At 61.0% G+C, this 24,941-nt stretch carries 18 protein-coding genes and 2 tRNA genes; 13 read left to right on the top strand and 7 right to left on the bottom strand.

Annotation, left to right across the window (positions count from 1 at the left end; genetic code table 11):
- Positions 1–13 precede the first annotated feature (13 nt).
- The 3 genes from NRB16_RS04705 to NRB16_RS04695 all read left to right on the top strand — a co-directional run bounded on the left by NRB16_RS04705 (position 14) and on the right by NRB16_RS04695 (position 3,121).
- On the top strand, positions 14–544 hold the full coding sequence (locus NRB16_RS04705; RefSeq protein WP_257105565.1) for a tripartite tricarboxylate transporter TctB family protein: 531 nt from the start codon (positions 14–16) through the stop codon (positions 542–544).
- Complete coding sequence (locus NRB16_RS04700) at positions 541–2,064, top strand: tripartite tricarboxylate transporter permease (RefSeq protein ID WP_045489088.1); 1,524 nt, start codon at positions 541–543, stop codon at positions 2,062–2,064. The genes NRB16_RS04705 and NRB16_RS04700 overlap by 4 nt, the downstream gene beginning before the upstream one ends.
- Positions 2,065–2,176: 112 nt before the next feature.
- Positions 2,177–3,121, top strand: a complete 945-nt coding sequence (locus NRB16_RS04695) for a LysR family transcriptional regulator (protein WP_045489086.1) — start codon at positions 2,177–2,179, stop codon at positions 3,119–3,121.
- Positions 3,122–3,227: 106 nt separating this feature from the next.
- On the opposite strand, the gene NRB16_RS04690 is transcribed toward NRB16_RS04695, so the two are convergent.
- A tRNA-Asp gene (locus NRB16_RS04690) sits at positions 3,228–3,304 on the bottom strand.
- A gap of 12 nt (positions 3,305–3,316) precedes the next feature.
- A tRNA-Val gene (locus NRB16_RS04685) sits at positions 3,317–3,392 on the bottom strand.
- A gap of 157 nt (positions 3,393–3,549) precedes the next feature.
- On the opposite strand from NRB16_RS04685, the gene rdgC reads away from it, so the two are divergent.
- From rdgC to tyrS, 3 genes are all read left to right on the top strand, one after another.
- Positions 3,550–4,470: a recombination-associated protein RdgC gene (gene rdgC / locus NRB16_RS04680; RefSeq protein WP_045489083.1), complete on the top strand. Its 921-nt coding sequence runs from the start codon at positions 3,550–3,552 to the stop codon at positions 4,468–4,470.
- A gap of 70 nt (positions 4,471–4,540) precedes the next feature.
- Entirely contained in the window at positions 4,541–5,503 is a 963-nt protein-coding gene (locus NRB16_RS04675; protein WP_253115143.1) for a bile acid:sodium symporter family protein, read from the top strand.
- Between the two features lie 164 nt (positions 5,504–5,667).
- Positions 5,668–6,900 carry a tyrosine--tRNA ligase gene (gene tyrS, locus NRB16_RS04670; RefSeq protein WP_045489076.1) on the top strand — a complete coding sequence of 411 codons (1,233 nt, stop codon included), beginning with the start codon at positions 5,668–5,670 and terminating at the stop codon, positions 6,898–6,900.
- On the opposite strand, the gene NRB16_RS04665 is transcribed toward tyrS, so the two are convergent.
- The gene (locus NRB16_RS04665; RefSeq protein WP_045489072.1) at positions 6,897–8,771 is read right to left on the bottom strand and encodes an MFS transporter; all 1,875 of its coding nucleotides are present in this window, start codon (positions 8,769–8,771) and stop codon (positions 6,897–6,899) included. The two genes, tyrS and NRB16_RS04665, sit on opposite strands and share 4 nt — an antisense overlap.
- Positions 8,772–9,070: 299 nt before the next feature.
- Complete coding sequence (locus NRB16_RS04660) at positions 9,071–10,381, bottom strand: OprD family porin (RefSeq protein ID WP_253115146.1); 1,311 nt, start codon at positions 10,379–10,381, stop codon at positions 9,071–9,073.
- Positions 10,382–10,851: 470 nt separating this feature from the next.
- Here NRB16_RS04660 and NRB16_RS04655 point away from each other — a divergent pair, with 470 nt between their 5' ends.
- From NRB16_RS04655 to NRB16_RS04640, 4 genes are all read left to right on the top strand, one after another.
- Positions 10,852–11,805, top strand: coding sequence for a tripartite tricarboxylate transporter substrate binding protein (locus NRB16_RS04655; protein ID WP_045489069.1), 954 nt, complete (start codon positions 10,852–10,854; stop codon positions 11,803–11,805).
- Positions 11,793–12,254 carry a tripartite tricarboxylate transporter TctB family protein gene (locus tag NRB16_RS04650; protein ID WP_045489066.1) on the top strand — a complete coding sequence of 154 codons (462 nt, stop codon included), beginning with the start codon at positions 11,793–11,795 and terminating at the stop codon, positions 12,252–12,254. Before NRB16_RS04655 ends, NRB16_RS04650 begins: the two co-directional genes overlap by 13 nt.
- Entirely contained in the window at positions 12,254–13,762 is a 1,509-nt protein-coding gene (locus tag NRB16_RS04645) for a tripartite tricarboxylate transporter permease (RefSeq protein ID WP_045489064.1), read from the top strand. Before NRB16_RS04650 ends, NRB16_RS04645 begins: the two co-directional genes overlap by 1 nt.
- A gap of 211 nt (positions 13,763–13,973) precedes the next feature.
- Positions 13,974–17,447 (top strand): PAS domain-containing hybrid sensor histidine kinase/response regulator, encoded by a 3,474-nt coding sequence (locus tag NRB16_RS04640; RefSeq protein WP_045489063.1) that lies wholly within the window; start codon positions 13,974–13,976, stop codon positions 17,445–17,447.
- A 315-nt stretch (positions 17,448–17,762) separates the two neighbouring features.
- Here the strand turns inward: NRB16_RS04640 and aceK are convergent, their stop codons facing one another.
- The 3 genes from aceK to cysK form a co-directional block, all read right to left on the bottom strand.
- The gene (gene aceK / locus NRB16_RS04635; protein ID WP_257105564.1) at positions 17,763–19,478 is read right to left on the bottom strand and encodes a bifunctional isocitrate dehydrogenase kinase/phosphatase; all 1,716 of its coding nucleotides are present in this window, start codon (positions 19,476–19,478) and stop codon (positions 17,763–17,765) included.
- A gap of 54 nt (positions 19,479–19,532) precedes the next feature.
- Entirely contained in the window at positions 19,533–20,471 is a 939-nt protein-coding gene (locus NRB16_RS04630) for an aspartyl/asparaginyl beta-hydroxylase domain-containing protein (protein ID WP_045489057.1), read from the bottom strand.
- 153 nt (positions 20,472–20,624) lie between these two features.
- A complete protein-coding gene (gene cysK, locus NRB16_RS04625) occupies positions 20,625–21,599 on the bottom strand; it encodes a cysteine synthase A (protein WP_045489054.1) in 975 nt (324 codons plus the stop codon).
- A 145-nt stretch (positions 21,600–21,744) separates the two neighbouring features.
- Here cysK and NRB16_RS04620 point away from each other — a divergent pair, with 145 nt between their 5' ends.
- Genes NRB16_RS04620 through NRB16_RS04610 form a run of 3 tightly spaced genes read left to right on the top strand, consistent with a single transcriptional unit; the run spans position 21,745 to position 24,903 of the window.
- On the top strand, positions 21,745–22,815 hold the full coding sequence (locus NRB16_RS04620) for a DUF748 domain-containing protein (protein ID WP_257105563.1): 1,071 nt from the start codon (positions 21,745–21,747) through the stop codon (positions 22,813–22,815).
- A 48-nt stretch (positions 22,816–22,863) separates the two neighbouring features.
- On the top strand, positions 22,864–23,709 hold the full coding sequence (locus NRB16_RS04615) for a MoxR family ATPase (RefSeq protein WP_045489048.1): 846 nt from the start codon (positions 22,864–22,866) through the stop codon (positions 23,707–23,709).
- 15 nt (positions 23,710–23,724) lie between these two features.
- Positions 23,725–24,903: a VWA domain-containing protein gene (locus tag NRB16_RS04610; RefSeq protein ID WP_257105562.1), complete on the top strand. Its 1,179-nt coding sequence runs from the start codon at positions 23,725–23,727 to the stop codon at positions 24,901–24,903.
- Positions 24,904–24,941 lie beyond the last annotated feature (38 nt).

The following is a 24,941-nucleotide window of genomic DNA, read 5'->3' as shown; positions in this document are numbered from 1 at the left end:
GCGAGGAACTCTCATGTCCAACACCACCGACACGCCGCTGGTGACCACCCGCCGGGTGGAAATCGGCCTGGCATTGTTTACCGCCGCACTTGGCAGCATCGTCATGTATGGCGCCATTGATATCGGTATCGGCTGGGGCGATGCCGGCCCCCAGGCCGGTTACTTCCCCTTCTACATCGGTCTGCTGATGACCGCCGCCAGTCTCGGCAACCTGATTCTGGCGCTGCTGCGCAGCCCGGCGATGAGCGCCGGGTTCGTCGGCCGCCAAGCCTTTCGCCAGGTGCTGGCGGTATTCGTGCCGATTACCCTGTATGTAATCGCCATGCCGTTTGCCGGTATCTACCTGGCCTCGGCGGTGTTCATCGCCTGGTTCATGTGGCGCGACCGCCAGCACAACAAGCCTTACGGCATCGCCCTGATCGCTACCATAGCCTGCGGCGCGGCATTGGCCAGCTATCTGATCTTCGCCCTGTGGTTCAAAGTGCCGCTGGACAGCGGCCTGCTGGGTGATCTGCTGACCCTGGCCGGAGGAAAGCCGCAATGAGCGAAATCGACTCTCTGATGCAGGGCATGGCGCTGATCCTGACCCCGCATCACATCGGCCTGATGGTCATCGGTGTGCTGCTTGGCATTCTGGTCGGCGTACTGCCCGGCCTCGGCGCGCCCAACGGCGTGGCGCTGCTGTTGCCGCTGACCTTCACCATGGAGCCGGTGTCAGCGATCATCCTGCTGTCGTGCATGTACTGGGGCGCACTGTTCGGCGGCTCCATCACCTCGATCCTGTTCAACATACCCGGCGAACCCTCGTCGGTGGCGACCACCTTCGATGGCTACCCGATGGCGCGCAACGGCCAGGCCGGCGAAGCACTGACCGCCGCCTTCACCTCGGCGCTGCTCGGGGCACTGGTGGGCGTGCTGCTGCTGACCTTCCTGTCGACCCGTATCGCCGAATTCGCCATGGCGTTCAGCTCGCCCGAGTTCTTCGCCGTGTACCTGCTGGCGTTCTGTACTTTCATTGGCATGAGCAAGAACCCGCCACTGAAAACCGTGGTCGCGATGATGATCGGTTTTGCCATGGCTGCCGTGGGGATGGACACGGTGTCTGGCGAACTGCGGCTGACCTTCGACCAGACCTGGCTACTTTCCGGCCTGAGCTTTGAAGTGGCGGTGATCGGCCTGTTCGGTATCGGCGAGATTCTCTGCACGGTCGAGGAAGGCCTGGTGTTTCGCGGCGAACGGGCGCGCATCACGCCAATGACCATCCTGCGCACCTGGGCCAAATTGCCACGCTATTGGCTGACCTGGCTGCGCAGCGCGCTGGTCGGTTGCTGGATGGGGGTTACCCCCGGCGGACCGACCGCCGCCTCGTTCATGAGCTACAGCCTGGCGCGACGCTTCTCGAAGAACCGGGACAACTTCGGCAAAGGTGAAGTGGAAGGTGTTATCGCCCCTGAAACCGCCGATCACAGTGCCGGCACTAGCGCCCTGCTCCCGATGCTGACCCTGGGGATTCCGGGCTCGGCAACCGCCGCGGTGATGCTCGGCGGGCTGATGATCTGGGGCCTGCATCCAGGGCCGACGCTGTTTGTCGAGCAGCACGATTTCGTCTGGGGGCTGATCGCCAGTATGTATCTGGGCAACGTGGTCAGCCTGATTGTGGTGCTGGCGACCGTGCCACTGTTCGCCTCGATCCTGCGCATCCCGTTTTCGATCATTGCGCCGATCATCATCATGATCTGCTCGATTGGTGCCTACTCGGTGCACAACTCGATGTTCGACGTCGGCTTGATGCTGATCTTTGGCGCGCTCGGTTATCTGTTCAAAAAGCTCGGCTACCCGATTGCGCCATTGATTCTTGCGGCGGTGCTGGGCGACAAGGCCGAAGACGCGTTTCGTCAGTCGATGCTGTTCTCCGACGGGCAATTATCGATCTTCTGGTCGAATCCACTGGTTGGCAGCCTGACCACGGCAGCCCTGCTGATGCTGTTCTGGCCACTGCTGGCTCGCGCCATAAAAGCACTGTTTACGCGTCAAGGCTGCGGGCAGACCAAGCATGTCTCATGACCGGACCCAGGCCGGGCTGTTTCCGGGCGTTGCCAGGGGCCGCTCGCTTATGACTGGCGAGCGGCGCGATTTGTTGTCACCCTTGGCCGGTTCTCCTGCCAAGAGTCGCGCCATGTCCCGTATTCCAGACGCCAGCATCATCCACAGCCGCCTGCGTTTGCGGCAACTGCGCCTGATGCTGGCGCTTCAGGAGTTCGGCTCATTGCGCCGCGCGGCCGAAGAAATCGGCATGACCCAGCCGGCAGCCACCAAGATGCTTCATGAAGCGGAAAGCCTGCTTGGCGTCGAACTATTCGAGCGCTTGCCGCGCGGCATGCGCGCCACCGCGTTTGGCGAGACGGCGATCTACTACGCGAAGATGATCTTCGCCGAGCTGTCGGGCATGCGTGAGGAGTTCGTGGCGCTGGAGTCCGGCAATCTTGGCAGGGTAACCATCGGCGCCATTCCGGCGCTGGCTTGCGGGCTCCTGACCCGCACCATCGCCACCCTCAAGAACAGTCATCCACGGCTGTCGATGAGTATTCAGGTCGATACCAGCGATGTACTGGTGCAGGCCCTGCAACAGGATCAACTGGACGTGGTGCTCGGCCGTATTCCAGATGGCGCCCGCACCGATGATCTGCTGTTCGACAGTCTGGGTGAAGAAACCCTGTGTGTAGTTGCCGGCGCCCAACACCCGATGGCAGGCGCCACCGAACTGAGCTGGGAGCAACTGCAGGACATGACCTGGGTACTGCAACAGCACCCCAGCCCGATGCGCACCATCATCAATCAGGCCTTCCACAACGCCCGGGTGGATATCCCCAACAGCATCGTCGAAACCACTTCGATCATGACCCTGCTGTCGCTGCTGCAGCAGACCGACATGATTGGTGTGACGCCGGTGTCGGTAATCAATGATTACCCAGGCAAGCACCTGCTGGCGGTACTGCCGATCATCTTCGAACCGCGTCTGCCGCCTTACGGCCTGATCACCCGCCGCCATCGCATCCAGTCATCGGCCATGCAGGCGTTCATGGACGCAGTGCGGGCTGAAAGGACCCGTGAAGACGATTGAAGGCTTGCGCCTGAAGCGCCGAACAAAAGCCGGAAAAGCAAAAAGGCGACCCAAGGGTCGCCTTTTTGGCAGTGATTCAAGCCGTTCAGTGAGCTTGAATCGAAAGTGGCGCAGCGGACGGGACTCGAACCCGCGACCCCCGGCGTGACAGGCCGGTATTCTAACCGACTGAACTACCGCTGCGCATTACACTGATGGTGGGTGATGACGGGATCGAACCGCCGACCCTCTGCTTGTAAGGCAGATGCTCTCCCGGCTGAGCTAATCACCCTCTCGGTGTGGCGCGCATTCTACGGAGCACCCCAAACTCTGACAAGCACTTTTTGAAAAAAAATTTATAAATTTTCCAATGACTTAGCTCAGGGCTGGTCCAAGGGAGCCGGGCAGCGAATAATGCCCCACTTTGTATATGAGGAGAGACTCAGCCCATGTGGTTCAAAAACCTGCTTGTCTATCGACTGACCCAGGACGTGCCCTTTGACGCCGAAGCGCTGGAAACTGCACTGGCGACCAAGCCTGCCCGCCCCTGCGCCAGCCAGGAGTTGACCACTTATGGCTTCACGGCGCCGTTCGGCAAAGGCGAAGACGCACCCTTGGTGCATGTCAGTCAGGACTTCCTGCTGATCGCGGCGCGCAAGGAAGAGCGCATTCTGCCTGGCAGCGTGGTGCGCGATGCCCTCAAGGAAAAGGTCGAAGAGATCGAGGCCGAGCAGATGCGCAAGGTCTACAAGAAGGAGCGCGACCAGCTCAAGGATGAAATCATCCAGGCCTTCCTGCCGCGCGCGTTCATCCGCCGCTCGGCGACCTTCGCCGCCATCGCGCCGAAACAGGGCCTGATTCTGGTCAACGCCTCCAGCGCCAAGCGCGCTGAAGACCTGCTGTCGACCCTGCGTGAAGTGATCGGCTCGCTGCCGGTGCGCCCACTGACGGTCAAGGTCGCCCCAAGCGCCACCCTCACCGACTGGGTCAAGACCCAGAAAGCCGCCGACAATTTCTTCGTGCTGGATGAATGCGAACTGCGCGACACCCACGAAGACGGCGGCATCGTGCGTTGCAAGCGCCAGGACCTGACCGGCGATGAGATCCAGCTGCACCTGAACACCGGCAAAATCGTCACCCAGCTGTCGCTGGCCTGGCAAGACAAACTGTCGTTCGTGCTCGACGACAAGCTGGTAATCAAACGCCTGAAGTTCGAAGACCTGCTGCAAGAGCAGGCCGAGCAGGACGGCGGTGACGAAGCCCTGGGCCAACTGGACGCCAGTTTCACCCTGATGATGCTGACCTTCGGCGAGTTCCTGCCCGAGCTGTTCGAAGCCCTGGGCGGCGAAGAGCAGCCACAAGGCATCTGATCAGCCCAGCGCCATCGCGCCGCCCTCGCTGGCGGCGCTTTTCATTAAGCAATCACAAAAGGATAAGGCCATGCGCGCACTGGCAGCCTTGAGCCGCTTCGTCGGCAACACCTTCGCGTACTGGGTGCTGTTGTTCGCCATCCTGGCGTTCCTGTTCCCGCAGGTTTTCATTGGCCTCAAAGGCTGGATCGTCCCGCTGCTGGGGCTGGTCATGTTCGGCATGGGCCTGACCCTCAAGCTTGAAGATTTCTCGGAAGTGGCGCGCAACCCCTGGCGCGTGGCACTCGGCGTGGTCGCCCACTTCGTGATCATGCCCGGCGTGGCCTGGCTGCTTTGCCAGGTCTTCCACCTGCCGCCGGAAATCGCCGTCGGGGTGATCCTGGTCGGCTGCTGCCCCAGCGGCACTTCGTCCAACGTCATGGCCTGGCTGGCCAAGGGTGACCTGGCCCTGGCAGTGGCCATCGCTGCGGTGACCACCCTGCTCGCCCCGCTGCTGACCCCGGCGCTGATCTGGTTCCTGGCCTCGGCCTGGCTGCCGGTCTCGTTCGCCGACATGTTCATGTCGATCCTGCAACTGGTGATGCTGCCGATCATCCTCGGAGTACTTGCCCAACGTCTGCTGGGCGCCCGGATCAGCTATGCGGTAGAGGTGCTGCCGCTGGTGTCGGTGGTCAGTATCGTGATGATCGTCTGCGCCGTGGTGGCGGCCAGCCAGGCGAAGATCGCAGAATCAGGCCTGCTGATCATGGCCGTGGTGATTCTGCATAACAGCTTCGGCTTCCTGCTCGGTTACTTCACCGGCAAGCTGTTCAAGCTGCGCCTGCCACAGCGCAAGTCGCTGGCGCTGGAAGTCGGCATGCAGAACTCCGGCCTCGGCGCTGCCCTGGCTGCCGCACACTTCTCGCCACTGGCAGCGGTGCCCAGTGCGCTGTTCAGCGTCTGGCACAACATCTCCGGTGCGTTGCTGTCGACGTATTTCCGCAAGATGAAAGACGAGCAGCCGCAAGTGGCAAGCCACAAGCTGCAAGACTAAGCGCGCCTTTCGTGGACCGGCCGATACAGGCTGGTTCACGCCCCTCCTCTGCTCCTGACTTATCGAGTCATTGCCCTGCCGGGCAAGCTTGTCTATGATCGGCCCAGCAAGCCTACCTATCGGTAGGTTTTATAGTTTTTCATCTATACAACGGCCGAGCCACCATGAGCGCAAACACCGACATCATCGAAACCCTGCAACAACGCGGCTTCATTCATCAATCCACCGACCTGGATGGCCTGCGCGAGCATCTGGCCGAGGCACCGCGCACCGTGTATCTGGGTTTCGATGCAACCGCCGACAGCCTGCACGTGGGGCACTTGCAAGGCCTGATGCTGATGCGCTGGCTGCAAAAGGCCGGGCATCGACCGTTGATGCTGATCGGTGGCGCCACCACGCGCATCGGTGACCCGAGCTTTCGTGACGAGAGCCGCCCGCTGCTGAACCAGGCGCAGATCGAGGCGAACATCGCCGGTATCTGCAAGACCTTCGCACGTTATGTCGAACTGGGTGACGGCGCCGGGCGTGTGGTGGATAACGCCCAGTGGCTGGACGGTATCGGCTACCTGCAATTTCTCGACGAGGTGGGCCGCTACTTCTCGATCAATCGCCTGCTGACCTTCGATGCCGTGCGCCAACGCCTGGATCGTGAGCATTCATTGTCGTTTCTGGAATTCGGCTACACCCTGCTGCAAGCCCATGACTTCACCGAGCTGGCCAAACGTTTTGACTGTACCGTGCAACTGGGCGGCGCCGATCAGTGGGCCAATATCATCAATGGTGTAGAGCTGGGTCGGCGCCGCGACAGCCGCGAACTGTTCGGCCTGACCATGCCGTTATTGGCCACCAGCGACGGCAAGAAGATGGGCAAATCCCTTAACGGCGCAGTGTGGCTCAATGGCGAGCGCTTGGCGCCGTTCGAGTTCTGGCAGTTCTGGCGCAACTGCGATGACCGCGACGTGGCCCGCTTTCTCAAGCTGTTCACTGAATTGCCGCTGGACGAGATCGAGCGCCTGACAGCCGCAGGCGGTGCGGCGCTGAACCAGGCCAAGATCGTGCTGGCCAATCAGGTTACTGCCCTGGCCCACGGTCAGGACGCGGCTGACCAGGCGCAGCGGCAGGCCAACGCAATCTTCGCCGAACACGACAGCGCCGGGCTGCCGCAGATTGCGCTGAAGCGTGAAGCGCTGCACGCCGGGGCTACGCTTGCCAGCGTGCTGGTCGATGCCGGACTGGAGCCGTCACTTAGCGCCGTGCGCCGGCTGGCGGCCGGCGGCGGCTTGCGCTGCAAGGGTGAGCGGCTGGACAACCCGGACCTGCCACTGGATGCCGAGCAGGCACCGTGGCAGGTCAGTCTGGGCAAGAAACGCCATGTACTGATTGTGCTTGCAGACTAACGGGCCTGGCCGCGCAACTGCTTGACCACCTCACGCACCTCCACCGGCTTTGCCGCTTCGGCGGCAATCTGCGGGCCAGCCACCAGCACCACCCTTGACCACAGGCGACGGAACAGCCCCTTACTCGGATCACGACTGAAAAAGCTGCCCCACAGACCTTGCAGCGCCATGGGAATCACTGGCACCGGGGTTTCCTCGATGATCCGGCTCATGCCCGCCTTGAAGCCGCTGATTTCACCGTCAGTGGTCAGCTTGCCTTCCGGGAAGATACACACCAGTTCACCGTCGGCCAGATAACGGGCAATGCGGGCAAAAGACTGCTCGTAGATCTGCATGTCTTCGTTGCGCCCGGCAATCGGAATGGCCCCAGCGGTACGGAACACAAAGTTGAGCACCGGCAGCTGGTAGATCTTGTAGTACATGACGAAGCGGATCGGCCGCCGCACGGCACCGGCGATCAGCAATGCATCGACAAACGACACGTGATTGCACACCAGCAGCGCCGCGCCCTCATCAGGGATCTGATCCAGGTTGCGGTGTTCGACGCGGTACATGGAATGGCTGAGCAGCCAGATCAAAAAGCGCATGGTGAATTCGGGCACGATGCGGAAGATGTACACGTTGACCGCGATATTCATCAGCGACACGGCCAAGAACAGCTCCGGGATCGAGAGCTTGGCCACACTGAGAAACAGGATCGAGACCAGTGCCGAGATCACCATGAACAACGCATTGAGGATGTTGTTGGCCGCGATGATCCGCGAGCGCTCCTTCTCGGCGGTGCGTGACTGGATCAGGGCGTACAGCGGGACGATATAGAAGCCGGCAAAGACCCCGATACCAAGGATATCCAGCAACACCCAGCGCCCGGCACTCAAGCCGAGAATCTCGCGCCAGCCATGCACCGTGGCAGGCTCGACCAGATGCGCCGAATGCCACCACAACAACAGGCCGAACAGGGTGATGCCGAACGAGCCGAACGGCACCAGGCCGATTTCGACCTTGTGCCCGGACAGCCGCTCACAGAGCAGCGAGCCCAGCGCAATACCCACCGAGAACACCGTCAGAATCAGGGTGACCACGGTTTCATCGCCGTGCATCAGGTCCTTGGCATAGGTTGGAATCTGGGTCAGGTAAATCGCCCCGACAAACCAGAACCACGAGTTGCCGACGATCGAGCGCGACACCGCCGGGGTCTGGGTCAGGCCCAGCCGCACGGTTGCCCAGGTTTCACTGAAAATGTTCCAGTTCAGACGCAAATCCGGCGTCGCAGCGCCCGCCTTGGGAATGCCGTAACTGGCCAACAGTCCCAGGCACGCTGTGAGCAGGATGGCGGCCGAGACGATCCAGGCGTAATGGGTGAACGACAACATGATTCCGGCACTGATGGTGCCGGCCAGAATGGCCAGGAAGGTGCCCATTTCCACCAGCCCGTTACCGCCGACCAGTTCGTTCTCGCGCAGATGCTGGGGCAATATCGAGTACTTCACCGGACCGAACAGCGCCGAGTGAGTGCCCATGGCGAACAGTGTCAGCAACAGCAGCGGCAGATTACTGAACACAAAGCCCACCGCAGCGACAGCCATGATGCCGACCTCGGCCAGCTTGATCAGGCGGATCAGCGCATCCTTGGGATACTTCTCGCCCAACTGCCCGGCCAGCGCCGAAAACAGAAAGAACGGCAGAATGAACAGCATGGCGCAGAGGTTGACGTACACCGAGGTATCGCCCTGGATGCTGAGTTTGTAAAGGATGGCGAGGATCAGCGCCTGCTTGAACACGTTATCGTTGAAAGCCCCGAGGGACTGGGTGATAAAAAACGGCAGGAAGCGCCGCTTTTTCAGAAGATCGAATTGTGACTGCTGACTCATCGTCCGTGCACCTGAGAGGCTTTGAATAGAGGCGCGCAACACGCCAAAGCCGCTAATCTGCACGTTCACGGCACAGACTGACAAGCCGCATTGCAAATCTCTGTGCGATGACAGGCATTCTGTAGGAGCGACCTTGGTCGCGAAGAGGCCAGTAAAAACACTGCATCTGCTGTGACTTTACCGTCCCTTTCGTCGGAATGCCGCCCAGACCAAGGTCGCTCCCACAGAGGCATGCAGCGCTTATCCGCGGTGCCGAGGCGGCGGGTGATCTCCCACAGCGGTTCGCAATGCCTGCGATTTTAGAACAGCGCCAAGGTGTAGTTGATGATCACCCGGGTCTGGTCGGCATCACGCGCAGCTTCGCTGCGGGCCACGGCATGCCGCCAGGCAACGCCAAGGCCTTTGAAAGCGCCGTCCTGCACGACGTATTCCAGTGCCAGGTTACGCTCCCATTCCGACTGTTCGGCGCCGTTCACGGTCTGGATATTGTCGCCCTTGAGGTACATCACGCTGGCCTTGAGCCCCGGCACGCCGTTGGCGGAAAAATCGTAGGCGTATTGCGCAAAGGCGGTCTGCTCGCCGGCACGGCTGAAGTTGAGCACCATTTTCTGGGTCCACAGGTACAGGGTGGTCCCCCCGGCGCCCTCATCGATCGAACCCTGATTGAGCTGGACGAAGTTGCTGTCGTCGGAAACGCTCTGGTAGCCGAGCAACACCGAATGACCGCGCAGCCGGTAAGTAAACGCCGCGCTCCACAAGCTATTGTCGATTTCGCCATTGCCTGCTGAGGTATAACCGCTGGTGCGATAGCCTTGGGCGCGACCGGAAGCACTGCGGTTGGCGCCGTCGGCAAGGGTGCGGAAATAGCGCAGGTCGGTGGTCAGCGAGCTGTCGTCGCCCAGCGTCCATTTGTGATTGAGCCCCAGAAAATGCTGGGTGTAATAGTCTTCGAGCTGGCCTGCGTAGTACTGCAGCAGCAAGTCGCGGTCAACCCGGTAATCGACCCCGGCGAAGTAGAAGCGATCGCTTTGCTGCGAACCACCGGCCACCGCCATACCGGTGCGGTTGGTCGAGCCGCGCCCGGTGGCCCGGTTCAGGCCACCTGCCAGAAAGGTGAAGTCGTCCAGCTCTTTGGACTGCACCTGCACGCCCTGATAGGTCTGCGGCAGCAGGCGACCATCAGTGGCCACCAGTACCGGAATTTTGGGGATCAACTGGCCGTAGCGCAGTTCGGTCTTGCTGGCCTTGAGCTTGGCTGTCGCACCGAAGCGGCTCCACTGATCGGCGGCGCGGTCGCCGTCAGACGGAATCATCGTGCTGCCGACATGCCGACCGCGACCACTGTCGAGGGTCAGGCCGAGCATACCGGTGGCATCCACCCCCAACCCGACCGGCCCTTCGGTAAAGCCTGAGCGGTAGTTGAGCATGAAGCCTTGCGCCCATTCTTCGGTTTTCGAAGGATCGGCGCTGCCATCGCGGTTGTCGTTATTGAAATAGAAATTGCGCATCGACAGCGTGGCCTGGCTGTCCTTGAGCAAGTCGGCATGCGCCTGCAAGCCGACGATCGCGCAACCTGTTGCGATTGCCAGACGAGAGATGGAAAGGCTCACAGAGCCAGACCTTGGCAGTGACAAACCACGTAAAAGCAAACAGGCGTTCAGGACCGGATGGCGCAGGGAAGGTTTTGCAGCGCAGTGCATATACAGCTCCATTTTTCTTGTTTTTTTTGAAATAGCGTTCCTTTTATAAAAATTCACAGCCCCTTTCCTGTCAACCCCTCATGAATACACCAGGAAGCGCCCTACACGGCTTTCAGAAAGCGCTTACAGCGCTATTGAATGCTAGCGAAACGCGACGAAACATCTTGTCACAAAAGCTTATTTTTAAAATATCATTTCAATCTGTTAGCTTTTTTATCGTCATCTCATACCTGAACAATAAAAATACAGGTCAGCCTATGCCCCGCCTTGCCGCTCATCCCCAGCCGCTGCGTCACTGCTTGTCACGCCGTCCACTGTCGCGCCGACTGCGCTGAATTTCACCTGCCAGTACCTCAATAAAAACAACCCGAGGAACCTTGATGAACAAGCCCACATTCTGTTCGAGTGCAGCCCTGCTCGCCCTTGCCCTCAACTCATTCAACGCCCATGCGCAATGGCCGCAAGACCGGCCGATCGAGTTTCTGGTGGCCTATGCACCCGGTGGCAGCACTGACGTGATGGCCCGCGCCATGGAGCCGTTCATCGAGAAGCGCCTGGGCGCCGACATCGTGATTGTCAACCGTCCCGGTGCAGCCGGCGAAATCGCCTACACCGCGCTGAGCAAAGCCAAGCCTGACGGCTATACCTTTGCCTTTATCAATACCCCGGGTTTTCTCAGCACCCGGGTACAGCGCAAGGTCGGCTACGACACCGACAAGATCCGTCCGGTGGCGCGGATCGTCGATGACCCGACCGTATTGGCGGTGCCCAAGGAGTCGTCCTACAAGAACCTGGCCGACTTCATCGAAGCCGCCAAAGCCGCGCCGGGCAAAATGTCGATCGGCACCTCCGGCGTAGGAACCGACGATCACCTGATGATGGTCCAGTTGCAGCAACTGACCGGCACCAAACTCACCCACATCCCGTTCAGCGGCGCGTCCGAGTCACGCACCGCTTTGATGGGCGGGCATATCAGTGGCGCCGGGCAGAACATCAGCGAACTGAATGCCGATGACGACTTCCGGGTGCTGGCCCAGTTCTCGGCCGAGCGCATGCCGCAGCAACCGGACCTGCCAACCGCCAGGGAACAAGGTGTCGACCTGGTCATGAGTTCCGAACGTGGCATTGCGGCGCCTTCAGGTATCTCTGCCGACATCGAAAAGCGCATGTCCGAGGCGGTCCGCGATGTGCTGCAAGACCCTGATTTTCTCAAGAAGGCCAAGGACCTGATGCTGCCGATCGCCTACCTGTCAGGTGAAGACTGGGCAGCGCAAATGCCCGCCCAACTGCAAGGCTACCAGAAGCTCTGGAGCGTCTCGCCATGGGTGCAGTAAGCGCGGCAACACGCGGCAACCGTCCCGATCTGCTGGCCAGCGCCACCCTGATCGGGCTGGGCGGCCTGGCGTTATGGTCGAGCAAAGACCTGGCCTTTGGCAGCGCGGCCATGATGGGGCCTGGCTTCATGCCCATGGTGGTTGGCAGCATGGTGCTGATACTGGGCCTGATCATTGGCCTGGCAGGTTTGTGCAAGGGCGCCGAGCCCATCGGTAAGGTGCGCTTGCGCCCCTTGCTGATCCTGCTGGCCGCCGTTGGCGGGTTCGCGCTGGCGGCCGAGCTGGCCGGGTTTCTGATCGCGTCGGCCGGGCTGATCCTGTTCGGCAGCATGGCCGACAGAGAGTGGCGCCTGCGTGAAGCCCTCATCTCCAGTGTCGTGCTTAGCCTGTTCGGGCTGGTCGTGTTCATCTATGGACTGGACGTCCAAATGCCAGTGGGGCCGTTCTGATGGAATTTTTCGACGCGCTGTACCTGGGCTTTTCTGCCGCAATGAGCCCGACCAACCTGGCGTTCTGCCTGATTGGCGCGCTGCTGGGCACCCTGATTGGGGTCTTGCCGGGTATCGGCCCGACCGCCACGGTGGCAATCCTGCTGCCGATCACCTACTTCCTGCCGCCGCTGGCGGCGCTGATCATGCTCGCCGGCATCTTCTATGGCGCCCAGTACGGCGGCTCGACCACAGCCATTCTGGTCAACCTGCCCGGTGAGGCGTCTGCGGTGGTGACAGCACTGGATGGCCATGCCATGGCCAAGCGCGGCCGGGCCGGTGCGGCACTGGCCACTGCCGCACTGGCTTCGTTCTTTGCCGGCACCGTGGCCACCGTTGCACTGGCGGTGGCCGGCCCGCTGTTGTCGAAGTTCGCCCTGTCGTTCGGCCCGGCCGAATACGTCGCCCTGACCGTCTTTGGTCTGATGGCCGCCACTATCCTGGCCAGCGGCTCGGTGATCAAGGCGGTGGCCATGGTCTGCATAGGACTGTTGCTGGGCATGGTCGGCATGGATGTCAGCAGTGGCAGTACACGCCTGACATTCGGCTCCACCGACCTGTATGACGGCATCGATTTTGTGGTCATCGCCGTGGGCCTGTTCGGTATCGCAGAAATCGCCGTTAACCTTGAATCACCCGAAGCACGGGGCTCACTGGCCGGCAAGATCACCCGCCTGTGGCCGACCCGCGAGGACTTTCGCAAAGCCTGGCCGGCCACCCTGCGCGGCACCGCACTGGGCACCTTCCTGGGCGTGCTGCCGGGCGGTGGCGCGACCTTGAGTGCGTTCAGCGCCTACTCGCTGGAAAAGAAAGTCTCCAAAACCCCGGAAAATTTTGGCAGCGGTGCAATAGAAGGGGTCGCCGCACCGGAAGCGGCCAACAACGCCGGCGCGCAATCGTCGTTCATTCCTTTGCTGACCCTGGGCATTCCGTCCAACTCGATCATGGCGATGATGCTTGGCGCGATGATGATCCACGGCATCACCCCCGGACCGTCGGTGATCAATCACCAGCCCGAGCTGTTCTGGGGACTGATCGCCAGTATGTGGATCGGCAACGTGATGCTGCTGGTGATCAACCTGCCGCTGATTGGGGTCTGGGTTCGCTTGCTGCGCGTGCCTTACCGCCTGTTGTTCCCGGCCATCCTGCTGTTCTGCTGTGTCGGCGTCTACAGCGTCAACAACCGCGGCTTTGATGTGGCACTGGTGATCATCTTCGGTTTGCTGGGCTATCTGTTGCGCAAAGCCAAATGCGAGCCGGGGCCGCTGCTGCTGGGCTTCGTGCTCGGGCCACTGCTGGAAACCAACCTGCGCCGGGCGATGCTGATCTCCCAGGGCGACCCGATGGTGCTGGTCGAGCGGCCGATCAGCGCCGGCCTGTTCGCGGCCTCGGCCATCCTGCTGGTGCTGATGATCCTGCCCGCGCTGCGCAAAAAACGCGAAGAAGCGTTCAAGGACGAAGAAATCTGACCGCCTTCTGAGCTCAAAAGCCCTGACACGGGGGCGAGGCTGCCCGGCGCAACCTCGCCCCGTCCTTTTAGGTTTGCCTTCATAGCCCTCGGCACTGACTGCGCCGCCAATTGATTTACAGCCACTGCGACCATGGTCGGCGCTGACTTGCCACGAGCCACGTGCCAGACTCTCAGACCAGATTGCGTTCCATTTCTGCTCCGGAGTTTCCATGTCGTTGTCCAGCGGCCTTATTGCGGTCGTCGCCCTGTCCTACATGGCGATCATGTTCGCCATCGCCTTCTATGGCGACCGCTACAGCAATGCCCTGCGCCCGACCCAGCGGGCCTGGGTGTACAGCCTGTCGCTGGCGGTGTATTGCACCAGCTGGACCTTCTTCGGCGCAGTGGGCCAGGCCGCCGAGCAGCTATGGTCGTTCCTGCCAATTTATCTCGGACCTATCGTGCTGATGCTGCTGGCGCCCTGGGTGCTGCAGAAGATGGTGCTGATCAGCAAGCAGGAGAACATCACCTCGATTGCCGACTTCATCGCCGCACGGTATGGCAAATCCCAGCCACTGGCGGTGATGGTGGCGGTGATCTGCCTGGTTGGCATGCTGCCCTATATCGCCTTGCAGCTAAAAGGCATCGTGCTGGGGGTGAATATCCTGATCGGCGCCGGGCCCGACTCGACCGGCACCAGCGCCCAGGACACCGCACTGGTGGTGTCGCTGGTCCTGGCCTTGTTCACCATCGTGTTCGGCGCGCGCAATCTGGACATCACCGAACACCACCGGGGCATGGTCCTGGCGATTGCCTTCGAAGCGGTGATCAAGCTGCTGGCGTTCATGGCCGTCGGGGTGTTCGTCACCTACAGCATGTATGACGGTTTCGACGACCTGCTCAGCCAGGCACGTACGGCCCCGCAACTGGAAGCCTACTGGCAGGAGACCATCAACTGGCCGGCGATGATCGTGCAGACCGGGGTGGCGATGATGGCCATTGTCTGCCTGCCGCGGCAGTTTCACGTGACGGTGGTGGAAAACATCGAGCCTGGCGACCTGAACCTGGCCAAATGGGTATTTCCTGCTTACCTGGCGCTGGCTGCGCTGTTCGTGATCCCCATCGCCCTGGCCGGGCAGATGATGCTGCCCGACGGGGTGCTACCCGACTCGTTTGTAATCAGCCTGCCGCTGGGCCACGCCCACCCTGCCCTGGCCTTGCTGGCCTTCATCGGTGGCGCTTCGGCGGCCACCGGCATGGTGATCGTCGCCAGCGTGGCGTTGTCGACCATGGTGTCCAACGACATGCTGCTGCCATGGCTGCTGCGGCGCAAAAATGCCGAGCGGCCGTTCGAAGCCTTCCGCCACTGGATGCTCACCGTGCGTCGGGTGAGCATCGTGGTGATTCTGCTGCTGGCCTACGTCAGCTATCGCATGCTGGGCTCCACCGCCAGCCTGGCGACCATCGGCCAGATCGCCTTTGCGGCCATCACCCAACTGGCGCCGGCGATGTTCGGCGCGCTGTACTGGAAACAGGCCAACCGCCGTGGCGTGTTCGCCGGCCTGGCCACGGGTATTTTCCTGTGGTTCTACACCCTGGTGCTGCCGGTGATTGCCCACAGCATGGGCTGGGCACTGGAGAGTTTCCCGCTGCTGGCCTGGCTGCACAACAACCCCTTTAATCTGCCGATCAGCCCGCTGACCCAGGGTGTGGTGCTGTCGATGACCGGTAACTGCATCCTGTTCGCCTGGGTCTCGATCCTCTCGCGCCCACGGGTCACCGAACACTGGCAGGCCGGGCGCTTCATCGGCCAGCAGACCCAGGCCCGCTCCGGCAGCCGTTCGCTGCTGTCGGTGCAAGTTGAAGACCTGCTGCATCTGTCGTCGCGCTTCGTCGGTGACGACCGGGCGCACAAAAGCTTCCTGCGCTTCGCCTTCACCCAGGGCCAGGACTTCAACCCTGGCCAGAACGCCAACGGCGAATGGATCGCCCATACCGAACGCCTGCTGGCCGGTGTGCTGGGCACATCCTCGGCACGCGCGGTGGTCAAGGCAGCCATCGAAGGCCGCGAGATGCAACTTGAGGACGTGGTGCGCATCGCCGACGAAGCCTCGGAAGTGCTGGAGTTCAACCGTGCCCTGTTGCAAGGCGCCATCGAGAACATCACCCAGGGCATCAGTGTGGTCGACCAGTCGCTGCGCCTGGTGGCCTGGAACCGTCGCTACCTGGAGCTGTTCGACTACCCCGAGGGTTTGATCGGGGTCGGCCGGCCGATTGCCGACATCATTCGCTTCAACGCCGAGCGCGGCCTGTGCGGCCCTGGCGAGGCCGAAGTCCACGTGGCCAGGCGTCTGCACTGGATGCGCCAGGGCCGTGCGCACACCTCCGAACGGCTGTTCCCCAATGGTCAGGTGATCGAACTGATCGGCAACCCGATGCCCGGCGGCGGTTTCGTCATGAGTTTTACCGACATCACCGCGTACCGCGAGGCGGAAAAGGTCCTCAAGGACGTCAATGAGAGCCTTGAACAACGGGTCACCGAGCGCACCCATGAACTGTCACAGCTCAACCAGGCACTGGGCGAGGCCAAGGCACATGCCGAGTCGGCCAACGAATCGAAAAGCCGCTTTCTGGCCGCCGTCAGCCATGACCTGATGCAACCGCTCAATGCTGCGCGGCTGTTTTCCGCCGCGCTGTCGGCGCAGCAGGAAGGCATTTCCTGCGACGCTCAGCAACTGATCCAGCACCTGGACAGCTCATTGCGCTCAGCCGAAGACCTGATCAGCGATCTGCTGGATATTTCGCGCCTGGAAAACGGCAAGATTGCCCCGGATCGTCAGCCCTTTGCCCTCAACAGCCTGTTTGACACACTCGGCACCGAGTTCAAGGCTTTGGCTCAGGACCAAGGCATCCAGTTCAGGGTGCGGGGCAGCGCGTTGCGGGTCGACAGTGATATCAAGCTGCTGCGCCGGGTTTTGCAGAACTTCCTGACCAACGCCTTCCGTTATGCCAAAGGCCCGGTGTTGCTGGGTGTGAGGCGTCGCGGCCGGCATCTGAACCTTGAGGTCTGGGATCGCGGGCCAGGCATTGCGCAGGACAAGCTGCGGGTGATTTTCGAGGAGTTCAAGCGTCTGGATAGCCATCAGACCCGCGCCGAAAAAGGCCTGGGGCTGGGGCTGGCGATTGCCGATGGCTTGTGCCGGGTGCTTGATCATCCGTTGCAGGTTCGCTCATGGCCGGGCCGTGGCAGTGTGTTCAGTGTGCAGGTGCCACTGGCCGAGACTCAGCCGCTGGCGCAGGCGGTGGTGGTCGAGGCGGACAAGCCGCCGCTCAATGGAACGCAGGTACTGTGTGTCGATAACGAAGACAGCATTTTGATCGGCATGCAGAGCCTGTTGAGTCGCTGGGGTTGTCAGGTGTGGACCGCGCGCAATCGCAGTGAGTGTCAGGCGTTGCTGGACACGGGGGTCCGGCCGCACCTGGCGCTGGTCGATTACCACCTGGATGACGGTGAGACCGGCGCTGAGTTAATGGCCTGGTTACGCACGCGGCTGGGTGAGCCGGTGCCGGGGGTGGTGATCAGTGCCGATGGTCGCCAGGAGTTGATTGCGCAGGTGCATGCAGCCGGGCTGGATTACCTGCCCAAGCCGGTCAAGCCTGCGGCGTTGCGGGCGTTGTTGAGTCGGCATGTGGATTTGCATTGAGGATATAGGGCTCAACCGCAGGACTAATGATCAACGCGGTCTCTGCGGGAACGAGTTCGCTCGTGAAGAGGCCGGTAAAACTCATACATCTATTGTGAATGTGCTGCACTCTTCGCTAGCACGGCGATCTTTCGATCAATGGAAAATCCAATACCGAGTTGCTTGAGACGCAGGTTTCGCCCTGCTGGGCGAGTTACTTTGGAGCGCCAACGTAACCAAAATGCTTGCGACGGCTAGTCCCGCTTCAAGCGGGATTCGAAGAGCAAAAGCAGAAGCAAGATCAACAGCAACGGCGACCTTTGTCGGCCGCTCGATTCACTGCCCTCTGCGGTAGGGAAATACGTCGATCACGTTGCCGGCGCGGATGTCGGTTTGAACGCTTTGCCACCAGTGGGCATAGAACAGTTCGCCATGCAGGCGGGTAAAAAGCTGGCGTTGTTCGCGGTCGGCGAACAGGAAGGTAGGGAACTCTTCGGGAAAAACGTCGTGGGGGCCGACGGCGTACCAAGGCTCAGCGGCCCATTCATCTTCCGGGGTGCGCGGTGCAGGGATGCGGCGGAAGTTGACCTGGGTGAGCAGGCTGATTTCGTCGTAGTCGTAGAACACCACCCGACCATGACGGGTGACACCGAAGTTTTTCAGCAGCATGTCGCCGGGAAAGATGTTCGCCGCTGCCAGTTGGCGGATCGCCAGGCCGTAGTCGTCCAGTACTTCATGTCGCTGCGCCGCGCTGGCCTGCTCCAGATACAGGTTCAACGGCATCATCCGCCGTTCGGTCCAGCAATGGCGGATCAGCACCGTATCACCATCCACCACCTGGACAGTCGACGGCGCTGCCAACAGCAGTTCGGTCAGGCAGGCAGGTTCGAAGCTGGTCAAGGCAAAGCGAAAATCGGCAAATTCCTGGGTGTCGGCCATGCGGCCGACCCGGTCGCTGTTTTTTACCAGCCGGTAACGGTCGATCACCGTGGCACGGTCAACCAGCTTGGCCGGCGCAAAGCGGTCGCGGATGATCTTGAACACGGTATTGAAGCCAGGCAGGGTAAATACGCTCATGACCATGCCCGGAACACCCGGGGCCATGACAAAACGGTCGTCAGTGCGATTGAGATGACGAATCAGCGCCCGATAGAACTCCGACTTGCCCTGCTTGTAGAAGCCGATCGAGCTGTACAGCTCGGCCAGGTGCTTGCCCGGCAGGATGCGCTTGAGAAACGCCACGAACTGCCTGGGCACCCGCACATCAACCATGAAGTATGAGCGAGTGAAGGAGAAGATGATCGACACCTCGGCCTCGTCGACAATCAGGGTGTCGATCCGCAGGCCCTCGCCTTGGTGGTGCAGCAGGGCAATCACCAACGGCCAGTGTTCATCTGCGGTAAACAGCCGGCCTACCAGGTACGCGCCCTTGTTGCGGTAGAATACGCAGGTAAACAGTTCGATACACAGCTCAGGGTCGCGCACCACCCAGTCCGGCAAGTTGGCTTGCAGCAGCGCCTCAAGGCGCAGCAGGTCTGCGTCCAGGTCGCAGTAAGGGACCTTGAAGCGGTAATCATTGAAAATCCTGCGCAGCAACACAGGCAGGTTGCCATTGGGCCAGTAACGCCGGATCTGCGCGAGCTCAGGCTTGCCCCGTAACGGCGGACAAGTGCTGTGCACGAACATGCAGCCATCGCTGATCAGGTCATGACTGAATAACCCGCAGAACACCGAGTTGAACCAGGTCTCGGCCAGTTCGCCGTCGCGGCGCGGGGCGATCAGGCTGGTGAACAGGGTCTTGATCAGGGGCCATCCCCTCACCCCCGGCCAGCGCTCACCGGCAAAGCGCCGGCGCAGCCGGACAATGGTGCGATTGACCTGAACTTCATAGAGTTCGATGCGCTGCGCGGAGGCATCCTGAATGGCTTGCCAGCGCGCTTGCTCGAAGCGTTGCCGGGCAGCGCCGGTGATGCGCCGGAAATGCCTGCGGTAATCGTCAAAGCCGGCCAGGATCAGCCGGGCGATGGCCTGCGCGAGGGGGTGGGGAGGCACGGTCAATCCTCCAGAGCGCTGTGAGTATCTGCCGGCCCCTACCCCGTTATCGGCTCAACCAAACAGCCAGTAACCCAGCAGGGTCAGCACCAGCACGGCCAGCACCGGGCGCAGGATGCGGTAGGCCTTGGGGTTGCTGCGCTTGAACTGCTTGACCTGAGTGCTGATCACGTTGCTGAAGCGCTTGCTGAAAGCATAGGCCTGGTTGATGCCGCCGACGCGCTCGTCGTCGAGATTCTGCGGCGCGGTGGCGCGGCCCAGAAAGGCGCTGACGCTGCGGTTGATGCGGGTCATCAGGTTGTTGGTCAGTGGCCGCTCGACATCACAGAACAGAATCACCCGGGTCACGCTGGTCTCGTTCTTGACCCAGTGCACGTAGGTTTCGTCGAACATCACGTCTTCACCGTCACGCCAGGCGTACTCCTCGCCATCGACGAAGATCCGGCAGGCGTCGGAGTTGGGCGTCGACAGGCCCAGGTGATAACGCAGCGAGCCGGCGAACGGGTCGCGGTGCGGGTTGAGGTGGCTGTCGCCAGGCAGCAAGGCGAACATTGCGCCCTTGACGTTGGGAATGCTGTTGACCAGCGCCACGGTTTGCGGGCACAGGGTTTCGGCCGACGGCAGGGCCTTGTCGTACCATTTCAGGTAAAACCGCTTCCAGCCTTTCTTGAAGAACGAGCCAAAACCGGCGTCGTTATCCTTGGCTGCCGCACGGATGTAACCCTCGTCGAACAGGCGCATGGCCTCTTCACGAATGACTTGCCAGTTGTCCTTGAGCACATCGAGCTCAGGAAACTCGCGGCGGTCCAGGTATGGCTTGGACGGTACTTTGGAAAACAGGTACATCAGGCTGTTGTAAGGAGCGAACAACGCCGAATGATTAACAAACTGACGCAGCAGCGGCAGGCGTGCCCGGCCACGCAGGTGGACGTACAGCGTGCTGCCCACGAACAACAGCAGGATCGACGCCTTTACAGCGAACGATAGGGTCATGGAGCTCTCCTTGAAAACCAACGGGCGGCCTTTGGATCAAGGCCGCCCGTCAGTTCGGGTCGTAAGGCCGGTACGCACCGGCCAGAAGTTCTTCAGCGCATCAAGCGCTTAACAAGTCGGCCATCATAAACCTTTGACCGACCGGCAAGAAACTCACTGCTGCAATTGCTGGTCGGTGAACAGGTCGCTGAACAGCATGCTCGACAGGTAGCGCTCGCCCGAGTCGGGCAGGATCACCACCAGGGTCTTGCCCTGCATCTCGGGCTTTTCAGCCAGCCGCACGGCAGCGGCCATGGCAGCACCGCAGGAAATACCGCACAGGATGCCCTCTTCCTGCATCAGGCGCAGGGCCATGCTCTTGGCTTCGTCTTCGCTGACAGACTCGACGCGGTCGAGCAGCGACAGATCGAGGTTGTTCGGGATGAACCCGGCGCCGATGCCCTGAATCTTGTGCGGGGCCGGCTTGATTTCTTCACCAGCCAGCGCCTGGGCGATGATCGGCGAGGTCTCAGGCTCGACCGCCACCGACAGGATCGGCTTGCCAGCGGTTTGTTTGATGTAGCGCGAGACGCCGGTGATGGTGCCGCCGGTACCAACACCCGCGACCAGCACGTCGATCGCGCCGTCGGTATCAGCCCAGATTTCCGGGCCGGTGGTTTTCTCGTGAATCGCCGGGTTGGCCGGGTTGTCGAACTGCGCTGGCATGAAGTACTCGCCGGGGTTGGCCGCCAGCAACTCTTCAGCCTTGGCAATCGCGCCTTTCATGCCCTTGGCAGGCTCGGTCAACACCAGCTCTGCGCCGAGCGCCTTGAGCACTTTGCGACGCTCCAGGCTCATGGAGGACGGCATGGTCAGGATCAGCTTGTAGCCCCGCGCCGCTGCAACGAAGGCCAGACCAATGCCGGTGTTGCCGGAAGTCGGTTCGACAATGGTCATGCCCGGCTTGAGTTTGCCGCTGCTCTCGGCGTCCCAGACCATGTTCGCGCCGATCCGGCATTTGACCGAATAGCCAGGGTTGCGACCTTCGATCTTGGCCAGGATGGTCACGCCGCGCGGCGCTATCCGGTTGATCTGCACCAGCGGCGTATTGCCGATGGAGTGGGCATTGTCTGCATAGATCCGGCTCATGACGGTGTCCTTGTTGCAAAGGCATTTGAGAAAGACCCAACAGCCTATGCGCAAGGCTGTTTTGCGTCCAGTCACAGCGAAACGATTGATCTTGACGGCAGTCAACTCTCAACAGCCTGTTAACCGTCTTTTCGAGGCCAATACCATGAAACGTCGCTACCGCTGGCCATTATGGACTCTGGCCGGTCTGGCCAGCCTGCTGCTGGCCCTGCACCTGGCCCTGCCTTATCTGGTGCGCGACTACCTGAACGACAAGCTGGCAGACATGGGCGATTACCGTGGCCGCATCGCCGATGTCGAGCTGGCCTGGTGGCGCGGCGCCTATCGGATCAAGGCGCTGCAGATCGTCAAGGTCGACGGCAAAGTGCCGGTGCCGTTTCTGCAGGCGCCGCTGATCGAACTGGCCATAAGCTGGCGCTCGCTGTGGCAGGATCATGCCGTGGTCGGTGAGGTGATTTTCAGCGAACCGCAACTCAACTTCGTCGACGGCGGCCAAGACCGCAGCGCTTCGCAGACCGGTCAGGGCACCGACTGGCGGGCGCAACTGGATAAAGTCCTGCCGTTCACCCTCAACGAGTTGCGCATCGATAACGGCCAGATCACCTTCAATAACTTCAGTACCACCCCGAAAGTGCGTATCGAGGCCGATCAGGTCAACGCCAGCCTGTACAACCTGACCAACGTGGTCGACCTGCAGGGCCCTCGGGACGCACGCTTCGAAGGCAAGGCCCGGCTGTTGCAGAGCGCCCGCCTTGAAAGCACCGCCACGTTCGATCCGATGAACAACTTTCAGGACTTTGACTTTCGGCTGCGCGCCACCGGCATAGAGCTCAAACGCATGAACGACTTTGCCTCGGCCTATGGCAAGTTCGACTTCAACGCCGGGCACGGCGATCTGGTCATCGAAGCCCAGGCGGTCGACGGCCGGCTGGACGGCTACATTAAGCCCTTGCTGCGCGACGTCGAGGTGTTCAACTGGCAGCAGGACGTCGAGAATCAGAACAAGGGCTTGTTGCGCTCGGTCTGGGAGGCCCTGGTCGGCGCCAGTGAAACCGTGCTCAAAAACCAGCAAAAGAACCAGTTCGCCACTCGGGTGGAGCTGTCTGGCAGCGTCAAGCAGCAGAACATCAGTGGCCTGCAAGCGTTCTGGGGGATTTTGCGCAATGGCTTTATCCAGGCCTTCAATGCCCGATATGAAGGCACCGATGCGCAGTGATACAGGCTATATTCATCCCTTTGTCCGGGTTACGAGGATCCATCAACGATGAAGTTCGAAGGCACCGCCACCTACGTCGCCACCGACGACCTCAAACTGGCGGTCAACGCCGCCGTCACTCTGGAGCGACCGTTGCTGGTCAAAGGCGAGCCAGGCACCGGCAAGACCTTGCTGGCCGAGCAGTTGGCCGAATCCTTTGGCGCACGGCTGATCACCTGGCACATCAAGTCCACCACCAAGGCCCATCAGGGCTTGTACGAGTACGATGCGGTCAGCCGCCTGCGCGACTCGCAACTGGGCGTGGACAAGGTTCACGACGTGCGCAACTACCTGAAAAAGGGCAAGCTCTGGGAAGCCTTCGAAGCACCCGAGCGGGTGATTCTGCTGATCGACGAGATCGACAAGGCCGATATCGAGTTCCCTAACGACCTGCTGCAAGAACTCGACCGCATGGAGTTCTACGTCTATGAAACCGACGAGACCATCAAGGCCCGGCACCGGCCGATCATCATCATTACCTCCAATAACGAGAAGGAACTGCCCGACGCCTTCCTGCGCCGCTGCTTCTTCCATTACATCGCCTTCCCCGACCGCCAGACACTGCAAAAGATCGTCGATGTGCACTTCCCGAACATCAAGCAAAGCCTGGTCAGCGAAGCGCTGGATGTGTTTTTCGATGTGCGCAAAGTGCCGGGCCTCAAGAAGAAGCCCTCGACCTCGGAACTGGTCGACTGGCTGAAGCTGTTGATGGCCGACGAGATTGGCGAAGAAGTGCTGCGCGAGCGCAATCCGACCAAGGCCATTCCACCGCTGGCTGGTGCTCTGGTGAAGAACGAGCAGGATGTGCAATTGCTCGAACGCCTGGCGTTCATGAGCCGGCGCGGCAACCGCTGAACAAAGGCCCTCGCCATGCTGATCAATCTGTTTAACGAAATGCGTGCCGCAAAAGTACCGGTGTCGTTGCGCGAACTGCTGGACCTGATCGAGGCCCTGCAACAACGTGTGGTGTTTGCCGATCTCGACGAGTTCTACTTTCTGGCCCGCACGATTCTGGTCAAGGACGAGCGCCACTTTGACAAGTTCGACCGGGCTTTTGGCGCTTACTTCAATGGCCTGCAGGATCTTGATGACGCGCTGCAGGCGCTGATTCCCGAAGACTGGTTGCGCAAGGAATTCGAACGTTCGCTGACGCCTGAAGAGCGGGCGCAGATCCAGTCACTCGGAGGCCTGGACAAACTGCTGGAGGCGTTCAAGCAGCGCCTGGCCGAACAGGAAGAGCGCCACGCTGGCGGCAACAAGTGGATCGGCACCGGCGGCACCAGCCCGTTTGGCTCCGGTGGCTATCACCCCGAAGGCATCCGGGTGGGCGATGCCGGGCAGCGTCAGGGCAAGGCGGTCAAAGTCTGGGACCAACGCGAGTACCGCAACCTCGATGATCAGGTCGAGCTGGGCACTCGCAACCTGAAAGTCGCACTGCGAAGGCTGCGCAAGTTCGCCCGAGAGGGGGCGGCCGAAGAGCTGGACCTCGATGGCACTATCGAACACACCGCCCGCGATGCGGGACTGCTGAACATCCAGATGCGCCCGCAGCGGCGCAACGCCGTGAAACTGCTGTTGCTGTTCGACATTGGCGGCTCGATGGATGCGCATGTGAAGGTTTGCGAAGAGCTGTTCTCGGCGTGCAAGACCGAGTTCAAGCACCTGGAGTATTACTATTTCCACAACTTCGTTTATGAAACGCTGTGGAAGGATAATCAGCGGCGCAATGCCGAGCGCATCGCCACCCAGGACGTGCTGCATACCTATGGCGCCGATTACAAAGTGATCTTCGTCGGTGATGCGTCCATGGCACCTTATGAGATCACGCATGCCGGTGGCAGCGTCGAACACTGGAACGAGGAGCCGGGCCATCTGTGGATGCAGCGGTTCATGAGCAAGTTCAAAAAGCTGGTGTGGATCAATCCTTACCCGAAGAACGTCTGGGATTACACGACCTCGACGCACATTGTGCGCGACCTGGTAGAGCAGCGGATGTATCCGCTGACCCTGGAAGGGCTGGAGGAAGGGATTCGCTATTTGGCCAAGTAAGAGCGGCCGATCCGGTTCAGCCGGGAAGCCTTCGCGGC

The organism is Pseudomonas sp. LJDD11 (genome assembly GCF_024584215.1).
Taxonomy (GTDB): Bacteria; Pseudomonadota; Gammaproteobacteria; order Pseudomonadales; family Pseudomonadaceae; genus Aquipseudomonas.
Note: the sequence above shows the minus strand (reverse complement) of the source record. Positions and strands in the feature narration are given on the sequence as shown.